Origin of the sequence: Streptomyces sp. NPDC052114, assembly GCF_040680155.1 — a bacterium.
Lineage (GTDB): Bacteria > Actinomycetota > Actinomycetes > Streptomycetales > Streptomycetaceae > Streptomyces.
The window spans coordinates 25,496-51,011 of record NZ_JBFAWC010000028.1 but is presented as its reverse complement, the minus strand read 5'-3'; the positions used below and the strand labels follow the sequence as shown (position 1 = coordinate 51,011).

The following is a 25,516-nucleotide window of genomic DNA, read 5'->3' as shown; positions in this document are numbered from 1 at the left end:
CCCGTCCTACAGACACCGTCTTCCGCCGCACGCCCCTCTACGGGGGCCATGCAAATGCTGCGCGCCCACCGCTACGTGTACCTCACGCGCCACAAAGAGCGACGACAAGCGACTCCGTCGTCAAGCCGCGCGCTTTTCCGTACTTCTCCTCCACCACCACGGCCGAGGACGTCCCAACCCGCACCACGTCACCGACTCCCTTCACTCCAAACGTGACCTCTCCCGCCCTCGGCAATACCGGGGGCTTCTTGCTGCCTGGAGGACCGACGTGCCGACCTACGAGACCTTGCCGCGCTTCACCGCCGACCTCCGCCGCCTCTCTCCCGAACAGCGCCGTCGCTTCCGCCAGGTCGTCAGCGCCTTCGTCGATGACCTCCGTACGGGCGGCCCGTTCCGCGTTGGTCTCCGCGTCAAGGGCGTTCAGCGCGCGCCCGGCGTCTTCGAGGTCGCCTGGGACGGCAACGGACGCGCCACCTGGTCCTACGGGTCAGAGGTAGTCAGCGGCGAGCCGCACATCGTGTGGCGACGGATCGGCACGCACTCGATCTTCACCGGCCCCTGAGCATCCGGTGCCGGACCTCCACACGGCACTTTCACGCGTGAAACCGATGAGGTCCGGCTGAGCCGAAGCAGGCCCGACTGGCCCTGAAACGCAAGAAGGCCCGGCTCTCCCGCGATCGCCGGCGGGGGAGCCGGGCCTTCGGCTGTCAGGCCGCCCAGGTCGCGGACGCACCTTGATCAGGGTCGGGGATGCTGGCGGCGGTCACCAGTGCGGCAGGGTGTCGCATGGCGGTTATCGGTACAACGCCGGGTTCGGTGGATGGTGCCCAGACCATGCGCCAGGTGTCATCCCACTCGCACCCGCAGCCGTGGTCCGGATGCGGGTGCCGTAAGAACACGCCGTACGTGAGCACGGCACGCGGGATGCGGGGGATCAGCACCGCCGGGTCGTCGCCGGGGTACAGGTGCAGGTTCCGCCAGTCGTGGACGCGGGCCATGTACGCGGTGGCGGCCTCAATGATGTCGACCCACTTCTGGTGACCGAGCACGAGGAATGCACTCGGGTACAGGTCATCCTCGGTGGGGCCGTCGATCCCGGTGATGTGGAGACCGCGGTGGGTGATGAAGCCGTTGTCGGCAGCATCGTCCGCGCAGGGTGACCAGAGCTGTTCGACGGGGTGCATGGTGCCGTCGTCGCCCTCGCTGGTCTCGATCTCGTACAGGGCATCGGTAGTCATGCGCGCACCCCCGCGACGGCGGCGTCCAGGAGCGCCGCGGCGTCGGCCTCATACGGGTTGGCGAACAGCTTGTGGTCGCTCACATCGAACGGCCCAAACCTCGCGGAGACGCGGTGGCCGGGCACGAGGGTGGTCTCCCGTCCCTCGAGCGCGGCGGTGAGCCGGTCGTAGTCCTGTTGGGCGTGCCGGGTCTGGGTGTACGGCCCGAGGCGCAGCAGGGTGTAGCCGTTGAGGCTGTCGTCGCGTTTGCGGGCCTCGATGTAGAGGGCGTAGTGCGCGGGGGCCATGCCGATGTCGTCGGGCAGGGACAGGTTCGCGGCGGCGTGGGTGAGCATCGCGTAGCCGGGCTGCCAGAGGCCAAGGATCGCGCTCGTCTCGCAGCGCAGCCAGCCGCGGTCGGTGTAGCCGAGCCGGCGGCCGTGGAGGTATCCCGCGGCGTACGGGGTGTCGGGGTGGACCAGGGCGACGGCGATCAGGTCGGGGCCGTGGTCGTCGCCGGGCCGGGTGTGCGCGCGTTCCAGGAACGGGCCGACCCTGACGGCGATGTCCTGGGCGTGGCCGGGCGTCCAGGGCTGCGGGTTGCGCATGGCGGTGAGCATCGCGCGGAACTGGTCGACGACGGCCTGGTCCTCGGGGGAGATGGCGCCGGGGGCGTGGCCGCAGCGGCGGAAGAAGGGGCGCTTCATCGGGTCGACTCCTCGGGGGTGGGGTGCGGGGTGGCCTTCGGCATGGCCGGGTTCAGGAAGCGGGCGGCGGTATCGACGAAGGTGTCGTGGGCGGCCTTCGCGGCCTCGCGGGCTGTGGTCAGTTCCTCGCTGGTGGCGTATGCGTTCCGCACCGCGTACGTCAGCGTGATCATGCGGTCGGCGGCGGTGCGCACGACCTGGTCCTCGATGAGGACGCGCAGCGCGACCAGCGGGCGCGTGACCGCGCTGCGGGTCATGTGGCTCTCGCCGCGCAGGGCTTCGATCCGCTGGGTGTCGGCGTTCTTGAGGACGGCGTCGCCGCGTGTCCAGAGCGCCCGGCGGTGGTCGCTTACGGCGCAGGCCAGCGCGGTGACGGCCTCCAGGCGGTCGCGGCGAATCGACTCGCCGTGGTTGACGCGCACGGACCGTTCGGCGGCGCGCTCCTGGAAGCGGCCGGTCACGATCGCGCCCAGCAGGGTGGCGACGATGGCGAGAACGGCGGGGCCAAGGGTGGATAACACGGAGGGAACCTCCTGGGTGTGCCGATGGCGGGTGGGAATGGGGGAGCGCCGCGCCCGGCCGGGAAGGTCGGGCGCGGCGCTCCGGGCGGCGCTACTGAGGGGTGGTGTCGGTGATCACAAGGAACTGGTCGCTGCCGAGGTCCATCACGACCTGGGCTTTGGTGCCCTGGGCGCGCTGGGCGGCGGCGTACTCTTCCGCCGGCCACGAGCCTCGGGGACTTCCGGCGGGGCAGCACTCCAGGACCGTGCGGGGCTGCGTGGTGCTCATGGCCATCACGCAGCCCCGCCGTTCATGCGCTCGTGGATCTCGATCAGCGTGCCGATGGTGTCGGGGCTTTCCGCTGTGCCGACCCACTGTCCGAGGGCGGTGAAGACCGGCACCTGGTCGCGGTCGGCGTCGAACACCACGACGTAGTCGCCGTACCGGTCAAGGACCATCTCCTTCAGGGCCCGCGCCGGCGCGGTGGCCAGCAGCTCCAGCGCGTCGACGGTGAGCCGGGCGGGATCCGCCTGGTTGTCGGGCTGGGTGAGGACGCCGGAGACGTGTAGCAGGTCGCCAGGCTGGATCTCGGTGAGCAGCACGTGCGCGATCCCGGGTTTGCTGGTGGTGCAGGACCAGATCACGTCGTCCACGACGTCGTCGGTGGGCGAGACGACCAGTTGGAACTGGGCGGTGCCCGGAGCGTCGCCGGGCGTGGGGATGGTGTCGAGGAAGCCGTCGACGGTGAGCGGCTTGGTCTCCATCAGCTCGCCTCCGCCAGGGTGTCGGTGCGGTGGGCGGCGTCGTACGCGTCCAGGACGGCCTTGGCCGGGTTGCCCCGTTCGGCAACCTGGTGGCCGTGGGCGCGCGCCCACGTCCGGATCGCCGCCAGTTCCTCCTTGCTCCGCTTGCCGCCCAGTGCGTGGGCAGGGGCCAAGGGGGTCGTGGCGGCCTGGTCCTCGGTGGCGACGCGGCCGCCGGACTTCACCTGGCGCAGCTGCGCCTGCGCGGCCTCGAGTTCCGCCTTGGCCTTGGCGACCCGCTCTTCTGCCTCCCGCTGGGCGGCGTCGGCGGCGCGGCGCTCGTTGAGGTCGCTGCGGACGCGAGCGGCCCTGTTGCGGAGGGCAGCGAGGGTGTGGGTCTGCGCCCACGCGAGCAGGGCCTCGATCCCGTCGGCGTTCCTCGTGCGGGCGGTCGTCTCCGGGGTGCTGGCGCCGTCCTCGGTGTCCGCTTCGGGGGCGGGCAGTCCGGCGTGCTGGAGGGCGGCGGCGAGTTCGCCCTCCGCCAGTCCGAGGGTGTCGCGGACGTGCTCGGGACTGTCGCCGTTGTGTTCGGTGGGCATCGTGTCTCCGGTCGGGGAGTGGTCGGCGGTGGTGAGGTGCGGGAGGAGGCGTACGAGGGCGTCTTCGTCGCAGGGCAGTCCGAGCGCGCCCAGCAGGTCAGCGAGGTCGTCCTTGTCGCGTGCGTGGTGGGCGACCACCAGGGAGGCGGCACTGTGCTGGTCGCTGCCGAGCGGGGTGAGTTCGAGGTCCTCGGCTGCGAGGGCCTCTTTCATGTCGGTGAACATGACCGGCCCTCCTACGCGGCCCTGGTGCGGGGCTTGCGCTGCGCGAGGTTCAGGAGCTCACGGTTGCGCTGCCTCTGGGCGTCGGTGAGTGGCCGGGCCTTCGCACCGCAGCGGTGCCAGAGCGGGGAGGCCGGCGGCTCGGGGTAGGCGAGGGCGTGGTCGACGTCGCGGTCGGTGCTGCTCATGGGGTCCTCCAGTTGGAGGTAGAGGTCAGGCGTGGTCGGCCGTTCCGCCGCCCTTGGGCGGGTCGGAGACGAACCGGGGCTCGCCGGGGTGCGCCGCGTTCCAGAGCTCCGCGCAGACCTTGTGCACGGGTTCGTTGACGTGGGACCTCAGCGGGGTGGTGGTGCCGCACAGCACGCACGGGGCGGGCGGGCCGAAGTGCGGCCCGTGGCGCCAAGTCAGGAGCTGGACCGGCACCACAGGCTGCTCCGGCGGCGGCACCGCGCGCAGATGGCGGCGCCGGGCGGTCACGGCCGGAAGGCGGGCAGCTGCTGGAAGACGCGCTCCAGCAGGTCCTGCGACGGCTTCCAGGGGACGACCTGTCCTCGTGCGGGGACGGGCAGGGGCAGCTCCTGGACGTCAGCGAGCACCAAGTGCCAGGCGCCCGGGTGCGCCCATTGCGAGCAGAGCGGCGCACCTTCGGCGTCCTGGTGGCAGTCGGTGATCCGGGCGACGCCGACGACCGCGCCGGTGACCAGCTGGCGGTTGCGGATCGTGCGGCCGATCAGCGGGACGCGCAGGGCGGGCTGGTCGATGGTCTTGCTCGTGTGCAGCAGCACCCAGCCGGTCCGCCACCGGCCGGGGCGGTTCTCCACCGTCTTGGCACCGGCGAGGATGCAGGCCGCGTACGGCTGCCGGATGCTGATGCTGCGGATCCAGTCGCCCTCGGGCAGAGTCGCGGTGCTCATGCGGCCCGCCCCCACGCGGCCGTGCCCGGACGCCCGGCCCGGCGGCCGTTGATGGACGGCACCTCGGTGTGCTCGGGCGAAGCGAGGGCGGCGCGGCCGGTGTGCTTGCTGTCGTACAGGGCGGCGTCGGCTGCCCGCTGCAACACGGTCAGGTCGCGGGTGCCGAGGATGCCGGTGGCCGCGGCGCCGACCGAGGCGGCGACGTCGACGGTCCGGCCGTCGTCCAGGACGACCGGCGTGTGCAGCCTCCGGACCAGCTGCCCGAGTCGCTGTTCCAGGCTCGCGGCGGGCACCTGGACGACGACGGCGAATTCATCGCCTCCGAGGCGGCCGACGGACGCGCGCGGGCCCGCCCACGCGGTGAGCCGGGCGGCGGTGGCGGTCAGTATGGCATCTCCGGCCGGGTGCCCGAAGTCGTCGTTCACGGCCTTGAAGTGGTCCTGGTCGACCATGAGCACGGCGAGGTCGTCGCGGCGGGCCAGGAGCCGGCGGGCGCGGGCGGTGTAGGAGTCGCGGCGCAGCAGGCCGGTCAGCGGATCGCGGCGGGTGGCGGCGAGCTGTCGGTGCAGTGAGACCGCGTGGACCGCCCAGCCGGTCAATGGCACGGCGGCGGTCGTCAGTAAGAGGGCGCGCTGGCCGATCCGGCCCTGAACGCGCATGAGGGACGACATACTTGGGTTCTCCGTCTCGTCTCGTACGGGATGGATGGGCCCGGGGCAGCCGACGAAGCCGCCAAGCAGAGCGGCTGTCCCGGGGCGGAGCTACAGCGCGAAGTCGCTGCGGGTGGTCCAGCTGACGGGGTTGTGCCAGAGGCCGGCCTTCGCGGCGGGCCACTCCATCTGCCAGCCGGGCCTCAGCCCGCGCGCTCCCCAGCTGTCCGGCTGCTTGCCGGGGATCTCGAGTCCGGCCGTGTGCGCGGCGAGGGCGGCGTCGTACACCTCATGTGCGCGGCGCAGGGCCGCGGCCGGGGAGTCGGCGACGCCGGTGAAGACGTGCACGCCCTTGCGGGCCGGGTTGGTGGTGTCGTGTATCGGGACGTCGACCTCATAGAACTCGGTGCGTGGCATGACGCCCATCTCCTCTCGGTGCCAGTGCTTGAGGGGCCACCGCGGCCGCCCCGGCCCCCGTCGAACACGGGGGTCGGGGCGGCGCGGAGAGCCCGTCAGGCAGCGACGGCGGGGGGGGGAGTCGAGGCCGGTGCCGCGCAGCGCCTTCCTGGGGTAACGGCGGGTGCCGGGTGAGCCCGGCGCCCTGTGGGGTGGGGTTGTTCGGCGTGGCGGCGGTACGCCTCACGCGCGGACCGCGTCCGCGTACTGCGCCTCCAGGTCGGCGCGGCCCTCGGGGTCGTCGTCCTGGAGGTCGTGGTCGTCGGCCTCCTGGTCGACGCCGTCGCCGTGGACGGTGCAGACGAGGTCCGGGTCGGTGTCCATGGCGCCGGTCAGCGCCCGGAACAGGCAGCTGACGCTGTAGGCCGGCGCCCACGCCTGCCCGTCGCACTCCGGGTCGAAGGGGCACGGCAGCAGGACGTCGAAGCCGAAGTCGCCCTCGCCGTCGACGTCCTCGCGCAGCGCGAGGGTGAGGTACTGATGTCCGAGGCGGATCTCCGCGACGCGGTCCCGGCCGGTCACCAGGTCCGAGCCCGGCCGCCACCGCCACAGCGGCAGGATCTCCGGGCCGAAGAAGCGGCGGGCCAGCCACAGGTCGCCCAGGCCCTCGCTGCCGTCGCGCCCGAGGTCGGCCTCCCGCACCTGGGAGAGCTGCTTCATGAAGGGCTCCAGGCGGTACAGGGCGTCGGCGAAGACCACCGTGTTGAAGCCTTCGGCCGCGAGCCGCTGGTGGGAGCGCACCATGGCCTGGTGCTGGGCGCGGACGGTGTCCTCGGGCACGCGCCGGTTGGCCGGCCGCGGGCCTTGGCGCTCCAGGCAGACCGGCAGCGGCGTGGCGACGATGACGGCGACGGTCGGCATGCCGTTCCGCTTGGCGGCCATCACCAGCTCCACCCGCACGGGCTGGTCCAGGTTGGTGGCGTCGATGACCGTGTTGAGCTTGCGGGCCATCCGGCGCTCCAGGATCAGCTTGAGGACGTCGGCGGCGTCGCCGGTGGCGTCCTGGTCGCCGGGGTCGTCGCTGACCGTGCCGCGCAGGGCGTCGAGGGAGAGGACCTGGGAGGCCGGCCAGGTGCGGGCCAGGGTCGACTTGCCCGCGCCGGAGGCGCCGATCAGCACGATCAGCCCGTTCTCGGGCAGGTCCGGGTAGAGCACCGAGGTCATTCGGGGTCTCCTTGCGGGTCGAGGGAGCGGGCAGCCCAGTTCAGGCGCTGCCCGGCGTTGTCGGTGAGCAGGGCGGCGGCCTCGTGCAGGGGGCAGGAGGCGTCACCGTCGCGGTCGGGCTCGATCTGCTCCGCCCGCCGCGCGGCGGCGGTGACCAGCTGCGCGAGGGCGGGGAGGAGGCCGCCGGGGTGGTCGACGTCCTCCTGGAGCTCGCGCAGGATCGCGGCGAGCTCGGGGGCGTCGACGTCGTCGGCGCTCAGGTCGTCCTCGATCTGTTGGAGGGCGAGCTGGATGATCCCGGCGGAGGCGCGGACGCGGTCGATGCGTGTGCGGGCCGGGGGTACCAAGGTCGCCGTCACAGCGCGGTGCCGGCGGCGGCCAGCGCGAGCAGGACCAGAGCGGTGAGGATGAGGTCGACCGCACGGCGCAGGTAGAGGAACTTGCGGACCGCGAGCACGGACAGGACCCGGATACGGGCGGCGCGGGGATCGCCCTGCATGCAGACGCGGATCGCCTCCTCATCGAGCTGTGCCCAGTACGGGAAGGAAGCCCGGTCGTCCCCGCGAAGCCGGGGCCGGACGACCAGGAGCAGCAGCACAGCGGCTGCGCCCAGGGCAAGGACGGCCGCCGTGCCGAACACCTTGGTCGGCAGGGGCAGGTCCTTGTCCGCAACGGACGCCAGGCCCGCGAGGACGGCGCCGGTGAAGGCGAGCAGTAAGGACGACTTGCCGTCCGTGCGGTTGATCTCGCTGGTGACCGAGGCGCAGGCGGCGTCCATGTTCTTGTCGATGCCGGGGGCGGGGACCGTGGAGGTCATGGGCGGTGCTTCTCCTTGTCGTTGCCGGGCGGGTCGTTCGTGGCCCGCCCGGTGGGATCAGACCGGCGGTTCGTCGGGCCAGGCGGGAACGGGCAGGAGCCGGATGCGTAGCTCGCGCCTCTCGGACCAGCAGCCGCACGCCTCCATCTCCGGGAACGGGCCGCTGGTCCACCAGCCGCCCGCGCCCCGGCAGTCGGGGCAGGAGCGGCGGGCGACGGGCGTGATGTGGATCCGGTGCCGGTCGGCGTACAGCTGCCAGCGGCCGGCCTCGAGGACGGCGGCGGCCGCGGCGACCGTGACGGGCACGGCGGCCGCGACCAGGGCGGCGGTTCGGGCGCGCACGGTCAGGGCCTGGCGAAGGGCAGGACGATGAAGCGGGCGCCCTGGCCGGAGCTGGTCGGCGTCGCGGTGAGGAAGCCGGGGTCGGACTGCGCGAGATCGGTCAGCAGCGCCTTGATCCAGTCGGTGGGGCGCTGGAGGTCGACCCGGATCGCGTTGAAGTCGGACAGGCGCACCGGATACGGGGCGGTGCTGTAGCGGCGGGCCCACAGCCGGGTGCAGATCATCTTCGCGGCCTCGGTGTCGGCGGGCCGGGCGGGGATGCCACGCGGTACCGCCCGGCAGACCGTGGCGTGCGCGTTGGCGGCTTGGGCGGCCTCCGGCTCCGTCATCACGTTGCCGGAGGCGTTGCGGTCCGCGCGGTGGGTGCAGCCCAGGCAGGCAGTGGCGTAGCGCGGGGTGCCCTGGCCGGTGTCGGCGGTGTAGACGAGCACGATCGCCCCCTCCAGCGACCGATAGCGCTGGGAGACGAGCGTGCCCTCCGGCGTCCAGGTCTCGGGCGCGAGAGCGAGGGCGGGGTGTGTGAACAGAGACACGGTGACTCTCCTTCGAGGGGTTCGTTGATCAGGCGGCCAGCCGGTGGCTGGCCGGGGCCGTGGACGCGACGTAGGTGTCGGGACTGGGCTCGTAGCCCTTGTCGCAGGGGTCGCAGCGGCCCTGGGTGCGCAGCGGGAGGCAGAAGTAGTAGCGCCTGTGGCACTCGGGACAGGTCGACCTCGCCGCCATCGCCCGGTCCAGCGCCCATTCCTGCGCGAGCGTCGACTTCCGCTTCGACCGGGCGAGGTTCACGTCGTACAGCCAGGCACGGGTGGGGTGGTTGCACGCCTGGTCGGGCCGGTAGGCGCAGTATTTGCAGCGCAGGACCGCGACCGGGCCGTGGCCACCGGGGCTCAGGCCCCGCTCGCGCAGCTGCCTGCGGGTGACCAGGCCCTCGGGGCAAGTGCGCCGGTCGAACTCTTCCAGGGCCGCGTCGCTGCGCGGCACCTTCTTGTTCTCGCGGCGGCGCTTCTTCCGGGGGCGGGGCATCACCGGTGCCAGGTGCCGGGGAGCCGGGCGGGACGCCGCGGGTAGCGGGGGCCAGGACGCTGCGGGCGGGGCCGGCCGATACGGCGGCGCGGTCGGGGAAGGAGCACGGGCTGTTCCTCCAGCGGGTCGGTGGCAGGGACGGCGGCACCCCACCGGCGATGGCTGTCCGGTGGGGCGCGTGGTGCGTGCAGGACGGGCGCTACGGCGTGCCGGTGCTGGCAGTGGTCGGCGAGGGGGTGGCCGCGGGGGTCTGGGGCGGGGTGGTGCTCTGGCCGTCCTCGTTGGTGTGGGAGCCGAGCACCATCGCGAGGACAACCGCGGCGCCCAGCACCAGGCGCAGCAGGAGCGGCATCTTCTTCTTGGCCGGGGCGGCAGGCTGCGCGGGTATGAACCAGCCCTGCACCGGCTGCTGGGTCTGGGGGTTCTGCGGCATGGCGGATCTCCTTGCGGATCGGCGTGAGGACAGAAGTGGTGGTGTGTGGCCGGACGGCCTGTCCGGTCCTCGCTCGTCGCCCCGGCGCGGTGAGCGAGGACCAGGCGGAGCGCCCGGAGGTCAGTCGCGGAAGGGGCGGTTGCTGTGCGAGGGCTGGTCAACAGGCGCGGCCGGGGCGGGCACGTAGACGTGGACGTGGGCCTCAGGCCGGACGGAGACCTTGGCCGGGCGCCCGGTGACATTGCGTCGGCGCAGGGTCAGGCCGCGCATCGCGAACGCGGAGAGGAACGTCCAGGCGAGGACGGTGAGTCCGGTCGCGACGGGGCGGCTGGTGTCCGGGGTGGTCGTCCAGACCATCCAGACCGTTGCCGCGCCGTGTGCCGCCCACAGGGCGCGCACACCGTTGTTCCGGGAGAGGAAGCCGAGGACCAGGCCGACGATGCCGGTGAGCAGCCACAGCGTGTAGACGGTGGAGGCCGCGACCGGGAGGCCGGCGGCGTGCTGCGCGATATACGTGCGCACCGGCTGGTCGACGACGGCGAACACGCCGCTGGAGGTGTCGACGCCGACCTGCACCTTGGGCACGGCGGTGAGCAGTTGGTGCAGCGCCTGGCCGACGACTTCGCCGGCGGCCTGGGCCATCAGCACGACGAAGGACACTCCGGCCGTCATCAGGACGACACGGATCCAGGGGGCCATGTGCCGGAGTCCGGTGTCGGGGGCGCTGAGCACGTCTTCCCACATGTTGTGCAGGACGCCGTTCTCTTCCCACGCGGTGTTCCACCAGGCGCGCGCCGCGGCGAACCGCTCCTTCTTGGGTGGCGCCTTCGGGAAGGGCGCGGGGAGGTAGCTGGGCTCCTGGCGGTTCTGGCCGCGGGTGTTGTCGTTGGACTGCACGGGGCAACTCCGAGGGTGTTGGTGGGGTGGGCGCGGAGCATGCGAGTGGGCCGCGCGGTGAGCGGCGGGCCTGGTGGCAACGGCTGCGACGGGATCGGCTGCGACTGGCCGCAGGGCCGGATGGCCTGTCCCGCATCCGAGGCCCGGCTTGTGTGGCGGGTGCCGGATGCGAGGCAGAGCGTCCGGAGTTCAGCGGACGTCGTTGCGGGTGCGGGAGAACATCCCGCGCTGGTTGCTGGTGTTGTTGATCTGCGTGTTCTGGGTGACCGAGCCCTCGTACACGTTCTTGGTGACCGCGCTGCGCACCCTGCTGATCGCGACGCCGATCGCGGTGGCGACCATCGCGGCGCCCGCGAAGGGGAGGGTCACCGTCAGCACGCCGTAGAGCGTGACGGAGGCCAGGCCCTTAAGGACCAGCCAGGCCCCGCATCCAATGCCGGTGACCCCGGCGCCGACGCCGATGGAGGAGACCGCGATCCCGGCCGCCCATTCGGGCACGATCCGGTGGTCCTCCTGTTTCACGGGCGGGGCGTCGCCGTAGGCGGGCAGCGGCCTGTCGTCGCGGAACGACGTCGGGAAGTGCCGCACGACGGGCACTTCGGGGCGGAAGCTCTCTTCGATGATCCGCTGGGCCTCAGCCTTGGCTTCGGTGTCGGTCATGGGGCGGGTGATGCGATCGGCGTCCACGGTGTTCTCCATCCGGGCAGGTGCGGGGCGCCCTCCCGGCCGTGATGACCGGGAGGGCGCAGAGGGGCGGGGGGAGCGGGGCGGTTCAGCCGATGCTGCTGAGCATTTCGGCGATGCTGCTGATGCCGTTGGTGATGGCGGGGGCGATGCCGGTGGAAGCGAGGGTGAAGCCGAACAGGGCGGCGGCGAGTGCGGGCCCGATACGCAGGTAGCCGGTGCGGATGAGGATCAGCACGGTGATTCCGGCGAGGACGACCAGGGAGACGGTCAGCGCCACGGTGGGGAACTCCTTCGAGAAGGTCGGCGTCGGTGATGGTGATGCGGGCGCGCCCTCCCGGCCGTGGCGGCGGGGAGGGCGCAGAGGGTGAGACAGCAAGGACGCGCCGGGGTCGGTCCTGGGGCACTGGCAGGTCACATGACCAGGCTGATCAGGCCGGAAGCGTCCTTCGGGGCGATCTTGTCCTCGCCGCGCAGGGTGCTGATCGTGGTGCGCACGGATCCGCGCTTGGCGTCCTTTCCGCCGTCCTCATCGAGGGCCGCGAGAAGGTCCGTCTCAGACAGGGGGCCGGACTCGAGTGCCGAGAGGATCCGCTCCTTGAGCGTCCTGGGCATCGGCGGCAGCGATTCGGACTCGCCTTCGTCGCCCTCGCCGTGCTGCAGGTCGTCGCCGTCCTCTGCCGCCGCCTGGCCGCCCTTGCCGTCCTTGGGCGGCGGGAAGATCAGTGTCAGCGGCTCGCCCGGCGGGGCGCCGGCACCGTAGAGCTGGCGGATCACCGGGTCGTACCCCTCGTGCGGTGAGAGCGAGCCGACCAGGAAGAAGCGCGCCATCGACGTCGGCCGGGCCGACGTCAGGTGGTAGCACATGCCCTGGCTGTTTGGCTTCTCCTTGCTGCGGTCGACGGGTGTTCCCCATCGCTGGATGCGACGGGCGCGCCCGAGGATCTTCGGGATGGGCTGCAGGTTTTCACCGGCCGGCAGCAGGCCGTCGCCCACGAGCGAGGCCATCATTTGTGAGGACCAGCGCAGGAGGATGACTTCGCCTTCCTTCAGCATCGCGCGCAGGGTGTCGCTGCCACCGAGCTCGTCAAGGTGCCCGGCCTGCGCGGCGAGCACAATGCCGATGCCGACACTGCGCCCGGTCCGGCCGATCTCCTTGATCAGCCGGGCCGCTTCCGCCCGGAATGGGCTGCCCTTCTCCAGGAGGCGATTGGCTTCGTCGATGACGACGTACTCGAGCGGGTCCGGGTTGTTGATCAGGAAGCCGGAGCGGCCCATGTCGGCGTAGCGCTTGAACCGAGCTTCGGCCTTGGCGACGGCGGCCCGCAGCAGGCCCATCGCTTCCTTGAGCGTGCGCACGTGTGTGGCGACGTTGCCCTTCGCCTCAGGGACAGACTGCCCGCCCTTGAGGTCGGCGAGGTGCACGACGATCCCGTTGCGCTTGCACGCGGCCAGGAATGCCTGCAGGGCGCGGGACTTACCGGCACCGGTCGTGCCGAAAATGATGATGCGCTGCGCGTTGCCGGTCTCGGGGTCGTGCACCCGCATCCGCAGCGGCTCGCCGTCGTAGTACGAGCCGATGCGGATACAGCCGTTCTCATCCATCTCGAGGTCTTCGAGGGTGATCGCGCGCATCTTCGCGAGCGGGTTCACGGGGAAGACGCGGACGACGGCCTGGCGGCCCCGCCCCTGCTCGAAGATCACGCGCGAGGGGTCGTCGACCTCCAGGAGGTCGCACAGGGCGTCATGGTCAGCGCCCTTCACGCCGCCCGGCCTGGTGCGCAGCATGTACTCGCGCATCACCTGCTTTTCCTCGACGTGCTTCTTCGCGAGGGCGGCCGGTGTCATGGGGTGAGCTCCTCGCTCATGTCGTACTCGTTGATCTCGGTGAGGGTCACGCCGGGCAGCGCGGACCGGCCGATCTCCGCCCACACGTCCGCGTCGGGCGCCGGGTCCTCCTCGGGCTTGGGGCCGATCAGCAGCATCGCGAATCCGGCTCCGTACCCGGGGATCGCCTGTACCTCCAGCAGCTGCTCGGGCACGTTCATCAGGGCCGACAAGCGCTTGATCTTGATGTCGGGCACGGGCTCGCCCTGCTCGATCGCACCGAGCGCGACGGCGACGCGGCGCCCATCCTCGATCCCCCGCACACCGATCACGCGCGTGCCCTCAGCGACACCGTCCTTCTTCGCCGCGTTCAGGGCCCACCACCGGCCCGCCGGATCGTCGGGGATCACGACGGCGACCTCGGCTTCGACACCCGTGCCGTCCTGGTCGTCCTCGGTGTCGTCGGTCTCGAGGACGGGCTCGGGCCACTTCGCGACGCGCTTGGCGAGCCGTCCGGGGCGCAGCCACCACACTCCGGACGTCCACACCAGGGCGACGCCGCCCTCCACCAGACGGCCCGGGAGGCTGTCCCACACCAGCTCCACAGCCAAGTTGGAGGCCAGGACGCTGTGGGGGAGCAGGTAGAGCGTGTAGGTGATCGGCTTCTTCATCGGGTGGGCGAGCCGCAGGCGCGGCGACAGGAACGCCCCGCCCAGACCCGCCGCGACGGTGGTGAGGATCGCCGGCACGGTGGCGGTGTCGGTGAACAGCCCTGTCGCCATGGCGCTGCCGCCGATGAGGGTCGCCAGGCGGCCGATACCGCTGGTCACCGCCGATCCGGCCTGGCGGGGGGAGGGAAGGGGCAGGCGCGGCATCGCCAGCGCTCCTTTCAGGGATGCGTAAGGCGCCGCCCCAGCGAGGGGGCGGCGCCTTACGGAGGGGGGCGGGGTCAGCGGTTGCTGTACCACTCACGTTCGGCGACGTCGTACGGGCCTGCCTGCATGGCCTCGTTGACGTCGCCGTAGTCGCTTTCGTGGTCGCGAGCGGCGTTGTCGAACTCCGTCGCCATCTCGGCCGCCTCGGCCGAGAGTGCGTCGGCGAGCTCAAGAGATCCGCGCATCGTGGCGGCCGCGTCATGGTGCGCCGCGGTGACCGAGTCGTCGACGGCCAGGGACGCGGCGACGTCGGCGAGTCCGTCGACGGATGTTGCGCAGTCCTCGACGTAGGAGTACGCGCCGTTCACGGCCTGCGAGAGCCCGCGCATCGCGATCGCGGCAACACTCAGGCGGGAGATGACGAGCATGAAGGTCAGGGCGTCCGCGATCACGTCGACGATCCGACCGCCGTGCAGCGGTTCGAGCTCGGCGCCCTCGGCCGGCGCATCCGTACCGTCACCCGGCTCGGGCAGGTCCGGTGCATCTGAGGCCTCGACCTCGGCAGCAGTTTGCACGTTGGTCGGTTCGATCACATGCGCGTCTTCACCGGCGACATCCATCGGCGGGGACGTGTCGATTTCGCTCATGGTCAACTCCCGCTCCGGTCGTGGTACTCCCGCTCGGCCGGTGCCACGTGCCCGGCTTCCTTCACCCGGTCGGCACGCAGCTTGTCCGCCTCGACGGCGGTGTCACGCGCCGTCAGGATCGCCTCGGACGCCCGCGGCAGGGAATCACGCAGCGCCTCGGCCTTGTCCTGCACGCTGCCGGCGCGCTCCATCAGGCGGATGCACCACTGCGTCAGGACGCCGGGCACCTTCTTCTCGACGCACATCGCGTACAGGGACTCCAGCCCGGCGGCCAGGCCTTCGCACTTCGCGGCGACGAGGTTCATGTGATCGACGCCCTGGAGGATCTGGTCGCCCATCTCTTCGTCGGACTCGATCAGGTCGTACACGGTCAGGTCGGCATCGGCGAACTGCGTGTCGTCGACCTCCCCTGGCTCAACTGCTGTTCCCATGACGATCGGGCTCTCTTTCGGGACGGACCGGGTCGGCGTGCGCTCGCCGGAGGTGCCGGGCGGCAGGCCCTTACGGCCCGCGGTGATGCCTGCGGGGCGTCGACGCCGGGGACGGGTCGGCTCGCGCTCGATGGTCACCGAGTACGAGGAATCCCACCCGGGCGGGGGCTTCAGCCAGTCGCCATCTCCGCCGGGCATCGACCCGGAGTCGGTGCTGCGTTTCTTCTTGCGCTGGCGGCGGCTACGGACCTTGGGCCCCGATGTGCTCCCCTTCTTCTTCCGGCGCCAGTTGCGGGGCGTCTTCTTTCGGGGTGCCTTCGGCTGCTTCTTCGTCTTCGCTCCGTCCTTCGAGCTGTCAGCCTTCGGCTTCTTCTTCGTGAGGTCGACCTTCTCGTCGTCCTTGCTCGCCCCGGTGCCACCGGACTTCGGCTTCTTGGTCAGGTCGACTTTCTCGTCGGGTTTCCCCTTGCTCTTGTCGGCCTTCGGGTCCTTCCTGGTGTCGGCCTTGCCGTCCCCGGTCTTCTTGGGGTCCTTCGCGCCGGTGTCTGCCTTCTTGCGCTCGAGCTTCGCCTTCTGCCGCTCCGCCCTGCGCTTGCGCCGCGCGGCCGCATCGGCGGCCGCTTCCTTCCTAGCCGCCGCGCGGTCGGCGAGTTCGGCCTTGCGTTGGTCGGCTGCCGCCTGCCGTTTCGCCTTGGCTTCGTCGTTCTTGCGCTGCTGCCGGCCGGTCGCGAGGGTGCCCAGCGTGCCCGGGGACTTCTTCGTCCCGCCCGTCGAGCCCTTGCCTGCCCCTGAGGCACCGCCGCTGGCTGCGCCCTTGGAGCCCTTGCCCGACGTACCCGATCCGGCTGCCCCTTTGCGGCCGTCGGACGATGCACCCGATCCGGCCCCCTTGCGGGCGCCGGACGACGAGCCGCCGGCAGTTCCGCTCTTGGCTCCCTTCGGTCCCGTCCCGCGGGAGCCCGCCCCGTCCAGGGCCCTCTTCGGGCCCGTTCCGCGTGAGTTGGCGCCGGTCGAGCCGTTCGCCGAACTGCCCCGGCCGGAGGCTTTCGCCGGGGGCTTCTGCTGGCCGAAGGTGCCACGTCCCGATCCGCCGGCGGCACCCGCGCCGCCGGGCCGGCCGCCGCCCTTTCCGGTCGCGCTGCGCCCGAACTCCGGGCCAGACGGCACGCCTTTCTTCGCGGCCTTCTCGGCGTTGGCGATCTTCTGTTTGTCGGCCGCCTCGCGGGCCTGGTCGGCGACGGCGTCATGGTGCTCGCGCCGCGCCTTGAGGTAGTTCGCCACCGACCATGTGCCGCGCAGCGCCGCGACCGCGATGGCGGCCATCGTGACCATGGCCATGGAGGCCGTCGCGCGGGCGGGTGTTCCGGTTCCGCTTGCGGCGTCGGCGACCATCTGTGGGGCGATGCCGTCGGGGTCGTCCTCGCTGGATTCGTCCTCGTCCTCGGAGCTCGAGAAGGGCAGGAAGAAGTCGGGCGGCGGGGCCAGGTCACCGGGCTCCGGCGGGGGCGGAACCTCGTCGTCGGTGTCGCCGCCGGGGGGCGACAGGCTGAACATGGGGAGCGTGATGACGTCCGCGCCCCGACCGTCGTCGGTCATCTTTTGGTCCTCACTTGACGTAACCGCCTGCCTCGCGTACGCGCGCGCGTAACGCGCACGTGTGGCGACAGCCGAGGCGGCCGGATTCCTTGATTTGAACGTTGATTTTGAACGCGGAGAGTTACGAGCCGAAGCCCGCCTCTTTCAGGTACTTGCCGAGTTGGTCGGCCAGTGCCGCCCACATCGGATCGTCGGCGGGGAGGTGCGCGCGGGCCGCGTCGACGAGCACGACGACCTGGTCGCGAGGTGTGGCCGCCCCGTTGATCCGGGGCGACCACAGCTCGAAGGTGAGGCGCTTCGACCGCGCGGGATCCTTGCCCGGCATCACGCGCCCTTGTTGAGGTGCGCGAAGAACGGGTGCGGGTCCTGCGCGGGTTCCGCTTTCGGCTCGGGTGCCTCGATCTGCTGCTGCCCGCCGCCCGCCTTCAGCTCCTTGAGCCGCTGCCTCTCGGCTGCCTTCTCGGCCCGCTTCTCGGGCAGTTCCTCAAAGGAGCGCTTGTAGCGCGCGCTGTACGCGGTGAGCTGGACGATCACGTCCTCGAGGTCCGCGACGACCTTCGCGAGCGGCCGGACCGTGTGCTTAGCCCGCAGCTTCGCCTGAAACGGCAGGTCACCGGGGAGCTTGTCGGTCTCCTTCAGGTCGGCCTCGATCTCTGCGAGCAGGGCCTTCGACTCCGCGAGCAGGGGGGCGAGGTACTGCCTGCGCTGCTCGATGAACACGCGGCGCTTCTCGGGGCCTTCCGCGAGCAAGTCGGGCGTCCACACTCCCTTGCGCGGCTGCTTCTCGTCGCTCATCAGGGGTTTCTCCTTGGTCGGGTTGTGCAATCGGGTCGGCACCGATCCGGGCCGGGGGCGTTCCCGCTCGGGGCGGGAACGGTCGATCGGCCTGCCGGCCGTGGCCGTTACCGGTCCGCGCTCGGAGGAGCGCGGACCGGTGGCGACCATGAGCGGCAGGTGGATCAGGTCAGGTACTTCTCCGCGTCCGACGGACGCAGCAGACCGGCTTCCTTGAGCAGGCGCACCGCCCGGTCCTGGTTGACCCGGAGCTGGGTGCGCACGCGCGAGACGTTGACGAAGCCGTCGTCCTCGCGCGGCAGCTCGCGTACGGCGGGCAGCAGTTCGGCGTCCGTACGAGCCGGGGTGGCCGTACTGGTACGCCCGGTGCTGTCCGTGCCGCCGGTACGCGGGTGGCCGTTGGCCGTACTGGTACGCGTCCCGCCGTCGTACACCGCCGCGCTGGTACGGCCGGAGTGCTCCGTACTAGTACGACCGGCCCCGGAAGAGGTGGCCTGTACGCCGCTTGTACGGCCGCTGTACGCGCTGTTCAGGGCCGTATTCGCCCCTGCCGAGACGGTGGCGTGCGCGCCGTTGCGTACAGGCTCCGTACGAGCCGCGCCGGGGACCGTACCAGCGGGGGGCGTACTAGCCGCTGCGCCGTACGAGCCCGTACCGGCAGGGCTGGTACGCGCGTGCTGTGTACCAGTCGCGCCGTCCGTACGAGCGGCCGTACTGGTACGCCCGTCCTTACCGGGCGCGGTGTCCGTACCACCATGGCCGTCCGTACCGGCGTCGTGCATCAGGGAGTGGACGCGCCAGATGACGGCCACGAAGATCAGCACGACGAAGGTGGTCAGCGGCCACGGCGCCGACTCGCCCGGCTTGACGATGTGCGCCTGCTCGGACAGGTGGTAGATCACGTTCGCCGACGCCATCAGCGTCAGCGCCGCCGGGATGTCCCGCTTGGCGCGGAACGCCGTCACGCAGTACACGTCCAGCGACACCGGCAGCAGCGGAGCGACGTAGGCGTTGATCCCGACCATGCGGGCCAGCTCGTACTCGCCGGAGGCGGCCAGTCCGACGCCGGCGGCCAGCGCGATCCACGGCGCGGTCTTCCACGCCTTGCGGCCGAGCCGCTGGTGCCAGCCCCGGAACTTGGAGTTGGCCTTCTTGGCCTCCCGGGCCTCTTCCAGCATCCGGCGGGCGCTGGCCTCAGCAGCCTTCGCGCGCTCGATGGTGCCCTTGGCCTTCTTCTCCGCCTCGCTGGTGATGCGGTCGGCCTCCTTCTGCGCTGTCTCCCGCAGCTGGGCGGCGAAGGTCGTCGCCTCGCGGCGGAGCCGCTCGCGCTGGTCCTCGCATGCCTTGCGCAGGCTGGCGAGGTCGGCGTCCAAGGCGGCGCGCTTCTCGGCTGCCTCCTTGTCGAACGCCTCGCCCATCGCGCGCAGCTGCTCGCGCAGTTCGGCGCGGGCCTTCTCCGCCTCAGCATGAGCGTCGGCGACGGCCGTCTCCGCCTCGCGCCGGCGGGAGTCGGCGGCGGCGACGGCGTCGGTGTAGAGCTTCTCGCCCTCGGCCCGGCGGGCGTCGTAGGCGGCGGCCGCCGTCGTGGCCAGGCCGGTGATGCGCTCGTGGGCCTGGTCGACTTCGCGCTGGGCTGCGGCCCGCAGCTGGTCGGCCTGCTCCTGGGCGTGGGCGAGAATCCCCGCGGCCTCCGCGCGGCGGGCCGTGACCAGTTCACCGATCTCCGCCAGGTCGGCCTCCGCCAGGCGGCGCATCTCGGTGACCTGTGTGCGGGCCAACTCGTGGTCGGCGGACGCCTGTTCGGTCAGCTCGGAAACCTGGGCACGCGCCCCCTTCAGAAGGCAGCCGGCGCGGTCGCGGGCCTCAGACAGAAGCCGGTCGGCCTCGCCGCGCGCGGCCTCCACCCTCTCCTTGGCCTCCGTGCGCTGGGCGGTGGCTGCCCGGTCGGCCGTCTCGGTGATGCCCTCGGCACGCGTGCGTGCCTCGGACAGCATCTGCACGACTTCCTCATGCGCGGCGGCGACAGTGCGCGCGGCCTGGCCTTCGGCCTCCGTCTGGAGGGCGGCGGCTTCCTCACGGGCGAGGTCGACGATGTCGGCGGCCCGGTCCCGCAAATCTGAAGTGCCGTCGACAGCGTCGACCATGCGGGGTTCGGCCTCGGGGCGCACCACGGTGTCGGTGGCCTCGGGCTCGGGCTCGGTGGAAACGGCCGCCGACTTCGCCGCCTTGGCGCGCGCGCCGCGGGGCTTCGGGGCCGCCGCGGTCTGACGCCGACGGCGGGGGGTCTTGGTAGCCACGGGGGTGTCCTCTCTTCCGGGCGCCTCCGTGCAGAAGCGGCACCGTGGGTCGGTGGCGGTCGGTAGGGTCGTGACCAGGCCCTCCGGAGCCCCGGCAGCGCTAATGCCGGGGGTCCGGAGGACCGTTCTGCCGAAGAGCAGGTGGTCAGCGCGGGGCGGGTAGGGCGGCGACGTCCTGCGCAAGGTGCTTGCGCAGCCAGGCGACGGCGGCCGGCGTCATCGCCCCGGTGTCCGGCTCGCTCAGCGGCGCGGTGTCGATGTCGTGCATCGCGTCGGTCGGCGGAAGCAGCCGCATGTAGTCGGGGTCGATCCCGGCGCGGTGGCGGTTCTCGCTCAGCTCCACCACGTCGTAGAGGAGCTTGCCGTTGTGGATGTTCGTCCAGGACCGGTCCACCCGGCCGACGAAGGTGTGGCCGCTCTTGCCGAGCCAGAACTTCTCGACGTCGCGGAACAGAACGATGTCGCCCTGGGTGTAGGTGGCCTTCGGGCGAGTGGACTGCTTCTCGGGCTGGGTCACGTGCCCTCCTCATTCGCGTGCACCGGCGCGAGGCCGGCGGGTCCGGACTGCCCGGCTCCCTGTTACCGCCCGACCCGGCCGCCAGAGGTTCCGCGGGCGGTGCGGGCGGCTCGGGCAGCCGTCAGGCCAGGGCCGCGACGGGACGGTGCGGGGCGACGACACGGCCGTCGGGGAGCAGCTCGCCGGTATCCTCGAACAGCAGTACGGAGTTACACAGGAGGCTCCAGCCCTGTTCCGGGTGGGCGGCCACGACCTGGGCGGCCTCGCGGTCCGGGCTGTCGGCCGTCGGGCACTTCGGGGTGTGCGTGCACAGCGAGTCCGGCAGCCGGGTGGTGCCGGTGGTCGTCGTGGTGTCGAGCTGGGTGTTGCTACGCATGGGCTCTCCTACGAGGGAAGCCCGAGATGGTCTCCCGGGCTGGAGGCGTGCGAAAGGCCGGCCGCCCGTCTGGCGGGCGGCCGGCCTGGTCGAACCGCGCGGTGCGGGAGAGAAGTTGAGGTTCCGACCCGCCTCGCGGTCAGCAGTACAGGGGCTCAGCCGCGGGAACGCCGACCGAAGTCGTGGTCGGCGTTGGTCCTGCGGACGTCGTCCTCCAGGCGCTTCTGGTCGGTGTCCGTCATCCCGCCACCGCCTTCCGCGCCCGGCGGCGGGCGGCGCGGCGCTTCAGCGAGCGCCGGTCGTCCTCGGACAGGCCGCCCCACACGCCCTCGTTCTGGCCGGACTCCAGCGCCCACTGCAGGCAGTGCTCGATGACCGGGCAGCGGCGGCAGACCGCCTTGGCTTCCGCGATCTGCAGGAGCGCCGGGCCGGTATTGCCGATCGGGAAGAACAGCTCGGGGTCTTCTTCGCGGCAGACCGCGTTGTGTCGCCAGTCCATCCCGATCACTTGCCCTGCCGGGCGCGGCGCAGGGCCTCGTCCATGATCGGGTCGGAGTCGCCGTCGTTCCGTGCGATGCTGGTGGGCATCAGGTCTCCAATCGGGTCCTGGACAGCCCCGGAGGGTCTCAAGTCACCGGGGCTGTCGTGCTGTTCAGGCTGTCCGTCTCGTACGAGCAGCCGCGGCCCCGGCCTCCCCGATCGCTCGGGATGGCCGGGGCCGTGGCGGTTCGTGCGGGGTTCAGCGCGCGGGCCGCTGGGGGTGGAGCGTGTCCAGCGGAACCGCGGGGGCCTCCGTGGGGGCGTCACCGGCGGGGATCGCCCGACGGTTCTTGTCGGCGTCGGCCACGCGAGACAGCACCGCGTTCCAGTCGGCCAGGCGCCCGGCCGGCGTGCGCTCGGCACGAGCTCGCAGGGCCCGGTCGGTCTGCGGGCTGAACGCCTTGGGCAGCACCGTGGTGGCCTGGCGGCTGGAGGTCTCCTTGACCGCGTCGGTCAGGGCCTGGCGCCACTCGGGGATCGTCATGTCGAACTCGACACGGCGATTGCTGCTCCGGCAGTGGATCGCGGCGGCGACGCCGGCCTTGCCGGTGTGGTGCGGGACCAGCTTCTGAACCTTGCCCTGCATGCCGGTGATCGGCACCCAGGTCCCGCAGTCCTCGCAGACCAGGACAGCCTTGAGCGGGTCGCGGAGGTCGATGTGCGAGGGCAGGAGCCTGGAGAGCTTGAGGACGGGGAGCTTGCTGACCCGCTTCGTGCGGGTCCGGCGGGGGCGTTCCTTGGCAGTGGGCATCGCGGCGGTGATGGACATGCGGGATCTCCTCATGTGCGAAGGGGAGGGGGGATGCGTCGCGGTGCTCTCTCCGCCCGCCAGGCCGCGCGGGAGGTCCCGGCGTCCTGACGGACGGACAGCGCATAGCGCTGCGACGTGCAGTAGAGAGTCGAGAAACCCGGGGGATTTGGTGTTGCCATCGACCCCGGCCCCCTCATGCGAGGCGGACGACTTCCTACGTGTCTTGCGGTGGTGCTCACTCGGTGCTCCCAGAGGATCACCGAGGCCTTACATACCTCAGGTTGCATCAGGCACCCTCATGTGTCAAGCGGTATAGTGAGGCATCCAGAGGTAATTCGAAGGAGGCGAAGGCATATGTCAGGGCCACCCCGAGCCGACAACCGGCCGCCGTACGCGCGCATCGCGGGCCACTATCGCGACCTGATCAGCTCTGGGGAGCTCTCGCCTGGCGACCTCCTGCCCAGCATCAAGGCGCTGGCGACCCAGTGGGAGGTCAGCACAGCCACCGCCGACCGGGCCATGCGCCTGCTGCGCGAAGAGAAGCTCGTGCAGGGCATCCCGGGTGTCGGCACCGAGGTGATGGAACGCCCTACCTCGCTGTCCTCCGGGGCCGAGCGCCACGACCGCAGCAGCAAGACGCAGTCGTCGTGGGGCGTCGGCGAGAAGTCGTCCGGCCACACGGCCGGAATAGTCGAAGCTCCCGAAGACGTCGCTGACGTGCTGGGCATTTCGCCTGGTGACGACGTGATTCGTCGTAGCCGTGTCTACCGGGACGGTCATGGCATCGTCTCCCACTCCACGTCATGGATCCCGGCGGAGTTCGCCCAGGTCGTACCCGAGTTGGCGCGGAGCGAGCGACTCAAGGGCGGGTTGTCGCTCGACTTGATCGCTCGCGCTACCGGGCGGCATGTCGTAAAGCGCGTGGATGAGGAGACGGCCCGCATCGCGACGGAACGCGACCTCGAGCTCCTGGAGCTCGAGGCCAACACCGTCGCGGCGATCCTTGTGCTGACCGCCCGCTTCCTAGACGCCGACGGCGAGCTGCTGGAGTACGGCGTGGACTTGGGCGCTCCAGGCCGCACCCGTCGCACGACGTCAGAGGTGCAGCGGTGACCGCGTACAACGCCGCCGCTTTGTCCGGCCGACCAGGCCCCGCGCCTCGCGCGATCCTCATGTCCGGACTCCAGGGCTCCGGCAAGACAACCCTCGCCCGCGCCCTGGAAGAGGCCGGCTTCCGGCGCCTGTGCCCTGATGAGGAGATGTTCCGCCGCTACGGCCACTACGGCAGGGACTTCCCCCGCGGGCAGTTCAGAGTTCGGGAGGCACCTGTACTCAAGGACATCGCCCTTGAGCTCCAGGAGCTCCTGACGGCCGGACACGAAGTCGTGGTCGACCACGGCTTCTGGACTCCAGAAGAGCGGGGCCAGTGGGCAGCGACCGTGATGGAGGCCGGCGGCGAGCCTGTCCTCGTCTACTTGCCGGTGCCGCATGAGGTGCGCTGGGACCGAATCCGGAAGCGCAACGAGCAGTCGCTGGTCGACGCGAACAGCATCGAGTTCAGCGAGGAAGATCTGCTCAGGCACGCTGGCCGCTTCTGTCCGCCGTCTGACGATGAGCCGCACATCGTGTACGACGGTCACCCTGAGAACTTGCTGGCCGTGCTCCGCCGTGCGTGTCCCTCCATGGATGGCGGCCCGCATTGACCTCTACCTCCCACTCGCCCCACCAGGCGCTTGCTGACTTCCTTGTGGGGGCCATCACACTCGTGGGAGCCGGATCTCAACATCACAGCGCCTTGTCGAAGCTCATGCGCATCGGACTTCACGGGTTTTCAACATCCACGTACACATGGGATTTGACGGCTGCGGCCTAGGCTCACGGGCCATGACGACGACCGAGGGGACCAGGGTGGGGAAGCATCGAGCGGGCTGGCGTCCGGACAAACTGCGCGAGCAGCGCGAGGCTCACGGGCTGACCCTGGAGACGGCCGGTGAGCGCCTTCGTCAGGTGGCTGAGCAGGCCAGACTCAAGGGCATCCCTGCCGCGAATCCGCAGACTCTCTGGCAGCACGAGCAGGGCGAGGTCTATCCCGGGCCCCACTACCGCCGTGCTTACTGCCTCCTCTACCGAGCCACTGAACCCGACTTGGGATTCCGCGCCGCCCTGCCCGGTGAGGAGACGTCCTTCAAGCTCACGCCGATGGAAGACCGCCTTAATGGATCGCACGTTTTGGCTGTTGAGCGCGCTATTCATCGCATCGCGCCGGGCTCCGACGAGGCCGATCACTTCGACTTGCAGCAAAGAATCATCGACGCGTGGAAGCGTCGGCACACGGGCGGCGACCCGCACCGCCCCGTGCTCATCCTGGTCGGTGGCTTCGCAGGAAGCGGTAAGACCGAGCTCGCCCGTTTCTTCGTTCAGCTCACCGGCTGGCCGCTGCTCGACAAGGACCCGCTCACCCGCCCGCTCGTGGAGCGCCTCCTGGTCGCGCTGGGCGGCGACGCGAACGACCGGCACACCGACCTCTACCGCGAGCAGGTCCGGCCGGTGGAATACGACTGCCTGATGCAGTCGGCCATGGCCAACATCAAGTGCGGCATCTCCACCGTGCTCACCGCACCGTTCATTGCCGAGATGACTGACCCGGACTGGATGCAGCGCCTGGCCAACCGCGCGGGCTCGATGGGGGTCGACGTCTTCCCGGTGTGGGTGCGCTGCGACGAAGACTCGATGCGCGAGTACATCGGATTCCGCTCAGCGGCCCGGGACGCGTGGAAGCTCCAGCGGTGGGACGAGTACATGGCCACGATCGACCTCGACCTGCGCCCGGCGGTGCCGCACCTGGTCGTCGACAACCGGCTGGGGACTGCGGTGACGCTCGCGGACCAGGCCCGGCAGGCGATGGGGGCAATGTACGCATGACGGAGAAGCAAGGCGTGATCCTTTACGGCCCGCCGGCCTCGGGCAAGGACACCGTCACCACCGCGCTCAGCGAACTCGATTCCAAGTACAAGCAGTTCGCGCGGCTCAAGGTTGGAACGGGCAAGTCCGCCGGCTATCGGATGGGCACAGCGGAGCAGCTGGAGGAGTTGGAGGCCGCGGACGACGTCGTCTACGCGAACGCCCGATACGGCAACACGTACGCAATCGACCGGCCCGGCGTCGACGCCGCGTTCGCGGCCGGGGTGCCCGTGGTGCACCTCGGACAGGTCGACGGCATCCGAGCGCTGGTCGACGGCTACCCGGCCGACTGGTCGCTGGTACTGCTGTGGTGCCCGCGCGAGGTGACCGAACAGCGGTCGGCGGGGCGCGGCGACAGCGACACCGCGGCGCGACTGGCGGCGTGGGACGCGACCCACGAGGACCTGGACATGCACCCGGGTGTGGCCTGGGACCTGACCATCGACACCACGGAGGCGTCCCCACAGGACGCGGCGCGGCTCATCGACCAGCTGCTGGCGCAGCGGGCAGGAGCGGCGACGGCATGAACGTTGG

Annotated in this window: 38 protein-coding genes; 5 read left to right on the top strand and 33 right to left on the bottom strand. The window is 71.2% G+C overall.

What is annotated here, in order from left to right; all coding sequences use genetic code 11:
- Positions 1 to 268 precede the first annotated feature (268 nt).
- A complete protein-coding gene (locus AB0L89_RS38235) occupies positions 269 to 562 on the top strand; it encodes a hypothetical protein (RefSeq protein ID WP_365152060.1) in 294 nt (97 codons plus the stop codon).
- Positions 563 to 707: 145 nt separating this feature from the next.
- Here the strand turns inward: AB0L89_RS38235 and AB0L89_RS38230 are convergent, their stop codons facing one another.
- From AB0L89_RS38230 to AB0L89_RS38070, 33 genes are all read right to left on the bottom strand, one after another.
- Positions 708 to 1,238 carry a hypothetical protein gene (locus tag AB0L89_RS38230; RefSeq protein ID WP_365152058.1) on the bottom strand — a complete coding sequence of 177 codons (531 nt, stop codon included), beginning with the start codon at positions 1,236 to 1,238 and terminating at the stop codon, positions 708 to 710.
- Positions 1,235 to 1,924: a hypothetical protein gene (locus AB0L89_RS38225; protein WP_365152056.1), complete on the bottom strand. Its 690-nt coding sequence runs from the start codon at positions 1,922 to 1,924 to the stop codon at positions 1,235 to 1,237. Before AB0L89_RS38225 ends, AB0L89_RS38230 begins: the two co-directional genes overlap by 4 nt.
- Positions 1,921 to 2,445, bottom strand: coding sequence for a hypothetical protein (locus AB0L89_RS38220; protein ID WP_365152054.1), 525 nt, complete (start codon positions 2,443 to 2,445; stop codon positions 1,921 to 1,923). The genes AB0L89_RS38225 and AB0L89_RS38220 overlap by 4 nt, the downstream gene beginning before the upstream one ends.
- Before the next feature lie 91 nt (positions 2,446 to 2,536).
- Positions 2,537 to 2,713 (bottom strand): hypothetical protein, encoded by a 177-nt coding sequence (locus tag AB0L89_RS38215; protein ID WP_365152052.1) that lies wholly within the window; start codon positions 2,711 to 2,713, stop codon positions 2,537 to 2,539.
- A gap of 5 nt (positions 2,714 to 2,718) precedes the next feature.
- Positions 2,719 to 3,189, bottom strand: a complete 471-nt coding sequence (locus AB0L89_RS38210; RefSeq protein WP_365152050.1) for a hypothetical protein — start codon at positions 3,187 to 3,189, stop codon at positions 2,719 to 2,721.
- Positions 3,189 to 3,992, bottom strand: a complete 804-nt coding sequence (locus AB0L89_RS38205) for a histone-like nucleoid-structuring protein Lsr2 (RefSeq protein ID WP_365152048.1) — start codon at positions 3,990 to 3,992, stop codon at positions 3,189 to 3,191. The genes AB0L89_RS38210 and AB0L89_RS38205 overlap by 1 nt, the downstream gene beginning before the upstream one ends.
- An 11-nt stretch (positions 3,993 to 4,003) precedes the next feature.
- Complete coding sequence (locus AB0L89_RS38200; RefSeq protein WP_365152046.1) at positions 4,004 to 4,177, bottom strand: hypothetical protein; 174 nt, start codon at positions 4,175 to 4,177, stop codon at positions 4,004 to 4,006.
- Positions 4,178 to 4,202: 25 nt separating this feature from the next.
- A complete protein-coding gene (locus tag AB0L89_RS38195) occupies positions 4,203 to 4,466 on the bottom strand; it encodes a hypothetical protein (protein WP_365152045.1) in 264 nt (87 codons plus the stop codon).
- Positions 4,463 to 4,903 (bottom strand): hypothetical protein, encoded by a 441-nt coding sequence (locus AB0L89_RS38190; protein ID WP_365152043.1) that lies wholly within the window; start codon positions 4,901 to 4,903, stop codon positions 4,463 to 4,465. The genes AB0L89_RS38195 and AB0L89_RS38190 overlap by 4 nt, the downstream gene beginning before the upstream one ends.
- The gene (locus AB0L89_RS38185; protein ID WP_365152041.1) at positions 4,900 to 5,574 is read right to left on the bottom strand and encodes a GGDEF domain-containing protein; all 675 of its coding nucleotides are present in this window, start codon (positions 5,572 to 5,574) and stop codon (positions 4,900 to 4,902) included. The genes AB0L89_RS38190 and AB0L89_RS38185 overlap by 4 nt, the downstream gene beginning before the upstream one ends.
- Before the next feature lie 90 nt (positions 5,575 to 5,664).
- A complete protein-coding gene (locus AB0L89_RS38180; RefSeq protein ID WP_365152039.1) occupies positions 5,665 to 5,970 on the bottom strand; it encodes a hypothetical protein in 306 nt (101 codons plus the stop codon).
- A gap of 222 nt (positions 5,971 to 6,192) precedes the next feature.
- Positions 6,193 to 7,173 (bottom strand): ATP-binding protein, encoded by a 981-nt coding sequence (locus AB0L89_RS38175; RefSeq protein WP_365152037.1) that lies wholly within the window; start codon positions 7,171 to 7,173, stop codon positions 6,193 to 6,195.
- Positions 7,170 to 7,520 carry a hypothetical protein gene (locus AB0L89_RS38170; protein WP_365152132.1) on the bottom strand — a complete coding sequence of 117 codons (351 nt, stop codon included), beginning with the start codon at positions 7,518 to 7,520 and terminating at the stop codon, positions 7,170 to 7,172. Before AB0L89_RS38170 ends, AB0L89_RS38175 begins: the two co-directional genes overlap by 4 nt.
- A gap of 8 nt (positions 7,521 to 7,528) precedes the next feature.
- Positions 7,529 to 7,990, bottom strand: a complete 462-nt coding sequence (locus AB0L89_RS38165) for a Pycsar system effector family protein (protein WP_365152035.1) — start codon at positions 7,988 to 7,990, stop codon at positions 7,529 to 7,531.
- Between the two features lie 57 nt (positions 7,991 to 8,047).
- Positions 8,048 to 8,332 (bottom strand): hypothetical protein, encoded by a 285-nt coding sequence (locus tag AB0L89_RS38160; RefSeq protein WP_365152033.1) that lies wholly within the window; start codon positions 8,330 to 8,332, stop codon positions 8,048 to 8,050.
- A 2-nt stretch (positions 8,333 to 8,334) separates the two neighbouring features.
- On the bottom strand, positions 8,335 to 8,865 hold the full coding sequence (locus tag AB0L89_RS38155) for a hypothetical protein (RefSeq protein ID WP_365152031.1): 531 nt from the start codon (positions 8,863 to 8,865) through the stop codon (positions 8,335 to 8,337).
- 28 nt (positions 8,866 to 8,893) lie between these two features.
- Positions 8,894 to 9,355, bottom strand: a complete 462-nt coding sequence (locus tag AB0L89_RS38150) for an RRQRL motif-containing zinc-binding protein (protein WP_365152029.1) — start codon at positions 9,353 to 9,355, stop codon at positions 8,894 to 8,896.
- Positions 9,356 to 9,554: 199 nt separating this feature from the next.
- Positions 9,555 to 9,788, bottom strand: coding sequence for a hypothetical protein (locus AB0L89_RS38145; RefSeq protein WP_365152027.1), 234 nt, complete (start codon positions 9,786 to 9,788; stop codon positions 9,555 to 9,557).
- Between the two features lie 120 nt (positions 9,789 to 9,908).
- Entirely contained in the window at positions 9,909 to 10,685 is a 777-nt protein-coding gene (locus AB0L89_RS38140) for a hypothetical protein (protein WP_365152025.1), read from the bottom strand.
- Positions 10,686 to 10,874: 189 nt separating this feature from the next.
- Positions 10,875 to 11,345, bottom strand: coding sequence for a hypothetical protein (locus AB0L89_RS38135; RefSeq protein WP_365152023.1), 471 nt, complete (start codon positions 11,343 to 11,345; stop codon positions 10,875 to 10,877).
- 112 nt (positions 11,346 to 11,457) lie between these two features.
- Positions 11,458 to 11,649, bottom strand: coding sequence for a hypothetical protein (locus tag AB0L89_RS38130; RefSeq protein WP_365152021.1), 192 nt, complete (start codon positions 11,647 to 11,649; stop codon positions 11,458 to 11,460).
- 134 nt (positions 11,650 to 11,783) lie between these two features.
- The gene (locus tag AB0L89_RS38125; RefSeq protein ID WP_365152019.1) at positions 11,784 to 13,217 is read right to left on the bottom strand and encodes a DNA/RNA helicase domain-containing protein; all 1,434 of its coding nucleotides are present in this window, start codon (positions 13,215 to 13,217) and stop codon (positions 11,784 to 11,786) included.
- Positions 13,214 to 14,071, bottom strand: a complete 858-nt coding sequence (locus AB0L89_RS38120) for a hypothetical protein (protein ID WP_365152017.1) — start codon at positions 14,069 to 14,071, stop codon at positions 13,214 to 13,216. Before AB0L89_RS38120 ends, AB0L89_RS38125 begins: the two co-directional genes overlap by 4 nt.
- Before the next feature lie 74 nt (positions 14,072 to 14,145).
- A complete protein-coding gene (locus tag AB0L89_RS38115; RefSeq protein ID WP_365152016.1) occupies positions 14,146 to 14,718 on the bottom strand; it encodes a hypothetical protein in 573 nt (190 codons plus the stop codon).
- A 2-nt stretch (positions 14,719 to 14,720) separates the two neighbouring features.
- Positions 14,721 to 16,745: a hypothetical protein gene (locus AB0L89_RS38110; RefSeq protein ID WP_365152014.1), complete on the bottom strand. Its 2,025-nt coding sequence runs from the start codon at positions 16,743 to 16,745 to the stop codon at positions 14,721 to 14,723.
- Between the two features lie 121 nt (positions 16,746 to 16,866).
- Entirely contained in the window at positions 16,867 to 17,070 is a 204-nt protein-coding gene (locus AB0L89_RS38105; RefSeq protein WP_365152012.1) for a hypothetical protein, read from the bottom strand.
- Positions 17,070 to 17,540: a hypothetical protein gene (locus tag AB0L89_RS38100; RefSeq protein ID WP_365152010.1), complete on the bottom strand. Its 471-nt coding sequence runs from the start codon at positions 17,538 to 17,540 to the stop codon at positions 17,070 to 17,072. The genes AB0L89_RS38105 and AB0L89_RS38100 overlap by 1 nt, the downstream gene beginning before the upstream one ends.
- Before the next feature lie 164 nt (positions 17,541 to 17,704).
- Positions 17,705 to 19,837 carry a hypothetical protein gene (locus tag AB0L89_RS38095; protein ID WP_365152008.1) on the bottom strand — a complete coding sequence of 711 codons (2,133 nt, stop codon included), beginning with the start codon at positions 19,835 to 19,837 and terminating at the stop codon, positions 17,705 to 17,707.
- 145 nt (positions 19,838 to 19,982) lie between these two features.
- Positions 19,983 to 20,354: a hypothetical protein gene (locus AB0L89_RS38090; protein WP_365152006.1), complete on the bottom strand. Its 372-nt coding sequence runs from the start codon at positions 20,352 to 20,354 to the stop codon at positions 19,983 to 19,985.
- Between the two features lie 121 nt (positions 20,355 to 20,475).
- Positions 20,476 to 20,667, bottom strand: coding sequence for a DUF5999 family protein (locus tag AB0L89_RS38085; protein ID WP_365152130.1), 192 nt, complete (start codon positions 20,665 to 20,667; stop codon positions 20,476 to 20,478).
- A gap of 301 nt (positions 20,668 to 20,968) precedes the next feature.
- Positions 20,969 to 21,229 (bottom strand): WhiB family transcriptional regulator, encoded by a 261-nt coding sequence (locus tag AB0L89_RS38080; protein ID WP_365152004.1) that lies wholly within the window; start codon positions 21,227 to 21,229, stop codon positions 20,969 to 20,971.
- Positions 21,230 to 21,234: 5 nt separating this feature from the next.
- Complete coding sequence (locus tag AB0L89_RS38075; RefSeq protein WP_365152002.1) at positions 21,235 to 21,360, bottom strand: hypothetical protein; 126 nt, start codon at positions 21,358 to 21,360, stop codon at positions 21,235 to 21,237.
- A gap of 109 nt (positions 21,361 to 21,469) precedes the next feature.
- The gene (locus tag AB0L89_RS38070) at positions 21,470 to 22,039 is read right to left on the bottom strand and encodes a hypothetical protein (protein ID WP_365152000.1); all 570 of its coding nucleotides are present in this window, start codon (positions 22,037 to 22,039) and stop codon (positions 21,470 to 21,472) included.
- A gap of 336 nt (positions 22,040 to 22,375) precedes the next feature.
- Between AB0L89_RS38070 and AB0L89_RS38065 the strand changes: the two genes are divergently transcribed.
- From AB0L89_RS38065 to AB0L89_RS38050, 4 genes are all read left to right on the top strand, one after another.
- Positions 22,376 to 23,134 carry a GntR family transcriptional regulator gene (locus tag AB0L89_RS38065; protein ID WP_365151998.1) on the top strand — a complete coding sequence of 253 codons (759 nt, stop codon included), beginning with the start codon at positions 22,376 to 22,378 and terminating at the stop codon, positions 23,132 to 23,134.
- Entirely contained in the window at positions 23,131 to 23,724 is a 594-nt protein-coding gene (locus tag AB0L89_RS38060) for an ATP-binding protein (RefSeq protein WP_365151996.1), read from the top strand. Before AB0L89_RS38065 ends, AB0L89_RS38060 begins: the two co-directional genes overlap by 4 nt.
- A gap of 181 nt (positions 23,725 to 23,905) precedes the next feature.
- On the top strand, positions 23,906 to 24,943 hold the full coding sequence (locus tag AB0L89_RS38055) for an AAA family ATPase (RefSeq protein WP_365151994.1): 1,038 nt from the start codon (positions 23,906 to 23,908) through the stop codon (positions 24,941 to 24,943).
- On the top strand, positions 24,940 to 25,509 hold the full coding sequence (locus AB0L89_RS38050; protein WP_365151992.1) for a guanylate kinase: 570 nt from the start codon (positions 24,940 to 24,942) through the stop codon (positions 25,507 to 25,509). Before AB0L89_RS38055 ends, AB0L89_RS38050 begins: the two co-directional genes overlap by 4 nt.
- The last annotated feature ends 7 nt before the right edge of the window (positions 25,510 to 25,516 follow it).

Bases quoted from the DNA above. Each gene is read 5' to 3' on its own strand.
- AB0L89_RS38120 (WP_365152017.1), bottom strand. From the start codon at position 14,071: ATGCCGCGCCTGCCCCTTCCCTCCCCCCGCCAGGCCGGATCGGCGGTG.
- AB0L89_RS38135 (WP_365152023.1), bottom strand. From the start codon at position 11,345: ATGACCGACACCGAAGCCAAGGCTGAGGCCCAGCGGATCATCGAAGAG.
- AB0L89_RS38200 (WP_365152046.1), bottom strand. From the start codon at position 4,177: ATGAGCAGCACCGACCGCGACGTCGACCACGCCCTCGCCTACCCCGAG.
- AB0L89_RS38105 (WP_365152012.1), bottom strand. From the start codon at position 17,070: ATGCCGGGCAAGGATCCCGCGCGGTCGAAGCGCCTCACCTTCGAGCTG.
- AB0L89_RS38050 (WP_365151992.1), top strand. From the start codon at position 24,940: ATGACGGAGAAGCAAGGCGTGATCCTTTACGGCCCGCCGGCCTCGGGC.
- AB0L89_RS38115 (WP_365152016.1), bottom strand. From the start codon at position 14,718: ATGAGCGAAATCGACACGTCCCCGCCGATGGATGTCGCCGGTGAAGAC.
- AB0L89_RS38150 (WP_365152029.1), bottom strand. From the start codon at position 9,355: ATGCCCCGCCCCCGGAAGAAGCGCCGCCGCGAGAACAAGAAGGTGCCG.
- AB0L89_RS38175 (WP_365152037.1), bottom strand. From the start codon at position 7,173: ATGACCTCGGTGCTCTACCCGGACCTGCCCGAGAACGGGCTGATCGTG.
- AB0L89_RS38080 (WP_365152004.1), bottom strand. From the start codon at position 21,229: ATGGACTGGCGACACAACGCGGTCTGCCGCGAAGAAGACCCCGAGCTG.
- AB0L89_RS38055 (WP_365151994.1), top strand. From the start codon at position 23,906: ATGACGACGACCGAGGGGACCAGGGTGGGGAAGCATCGAGCGGGCTGG.
- AB0L89_RS38230 (WP_365152058.1), bottom strand. From the start codon at position 1,238: ATGACTACCGATGCCCTGTACGAGATCGAGACCAGCGAGGGCGACGAC.
- AB0L89_RS38165 (WP_365152035.1), bottom strand. From the start codon at position 7,990: ATGACCTCCACGGTCCCCGCCCCCGGCATCGACAAGAACATGGACGCC.
- AB0L89_RS38100 (WP_365152010.1), bottom strand. From the start codon at position 17,540: ATGAGCGACGAGAAGCAGCCGCGCAAGGGAGTGTGGACGCCCGACTTG.
- AB0L89_RS38110 (WP_365152014.1), bottom strand. From the start codon at position 16,745: ATGACCGACGACGGTCGGGGCGCGGACGTCATCACGCTCCCCATGTTC.
- AB0L89_RS38125 (WP_365152019.1), bottom strand. From the start codon at position 13,217: ATGACACCGGCCGCCCTCGCGAAGAAGCACGTCGAGGAAAAGCAGGTG.
- AB0L89_RS38215 (WP_365152052.1), bottom strand. From the start codon at position 2,713: ATGAGCACCACGCAGCCCCGCACGGTCCTGGAGTGCTGCCCCGCCGGA.
- AB0L89_RS38210 (WP_365152050.1), bottom strand. From the start codon at position 3,189: ATGGAGACCAAGCCGCTCACCGTCGACGGCTTCCTCGACACCATCCCC.
- AB0L89_RS38205 (WP_365152048.1), bottom strand. From the start codon at position 3,992: ATGTTCACCGACATGAAAGAGGCCCTCGCAGCCGAGGACCTCGAACTC.
- AB0L89_RS38180 (WP_365152039.1), bottom strand. From the start codon at position 5,970: ATGCCACGCACCGAGTTCTATGAGGTCGACGTCCCGATACACGACACC.
- AB0L89_RS38225 (WP_365152056.1), bottom strand. From the start codon at position 1,924: ATGAAGCGCCCCTTCTTCCGCCGCTGCGGCCACGCCCCCGGCGCCATC.
- AB0L89_RS38070 (WP_365152000.1), bottom strand. From the start codon at position 22,039: ATGTCCATCACCGCCGCGATGCCCACTGCCAAGGAACGCCCCCGCCGG.
- AB0L89_RS38185 (WP_365152041.1), bottom strand. From the start codon at position 5,574: ATGTCGTCCCTCATGCGCGTTCAGGGCCGGATCGGCCAGCGCGCCCTC.
- AB0L89_RS38145 (WP_365152027.1), bottom strand. From the start codon at position 9,788: ATGCCGCAGAACCCCCAGACCCAGCAGCCGGTGCAGGGCTGGTTCATA.
- AB0L89_RS38190 (WP_365152043.1), bottom strand. From the start codon at position 4,903: ATGAGCACCGCGACTCTGCCCGAGGGCGACTGGATCCGCAGCATCAGC.
- AB0L89_RS38065 (WP_365151998.1), top strand. From the start codon at position 22,376: ATGTCAGGGCCACCCCGAGCCGACAACCGGCCGCCGTACGCGCGCATC.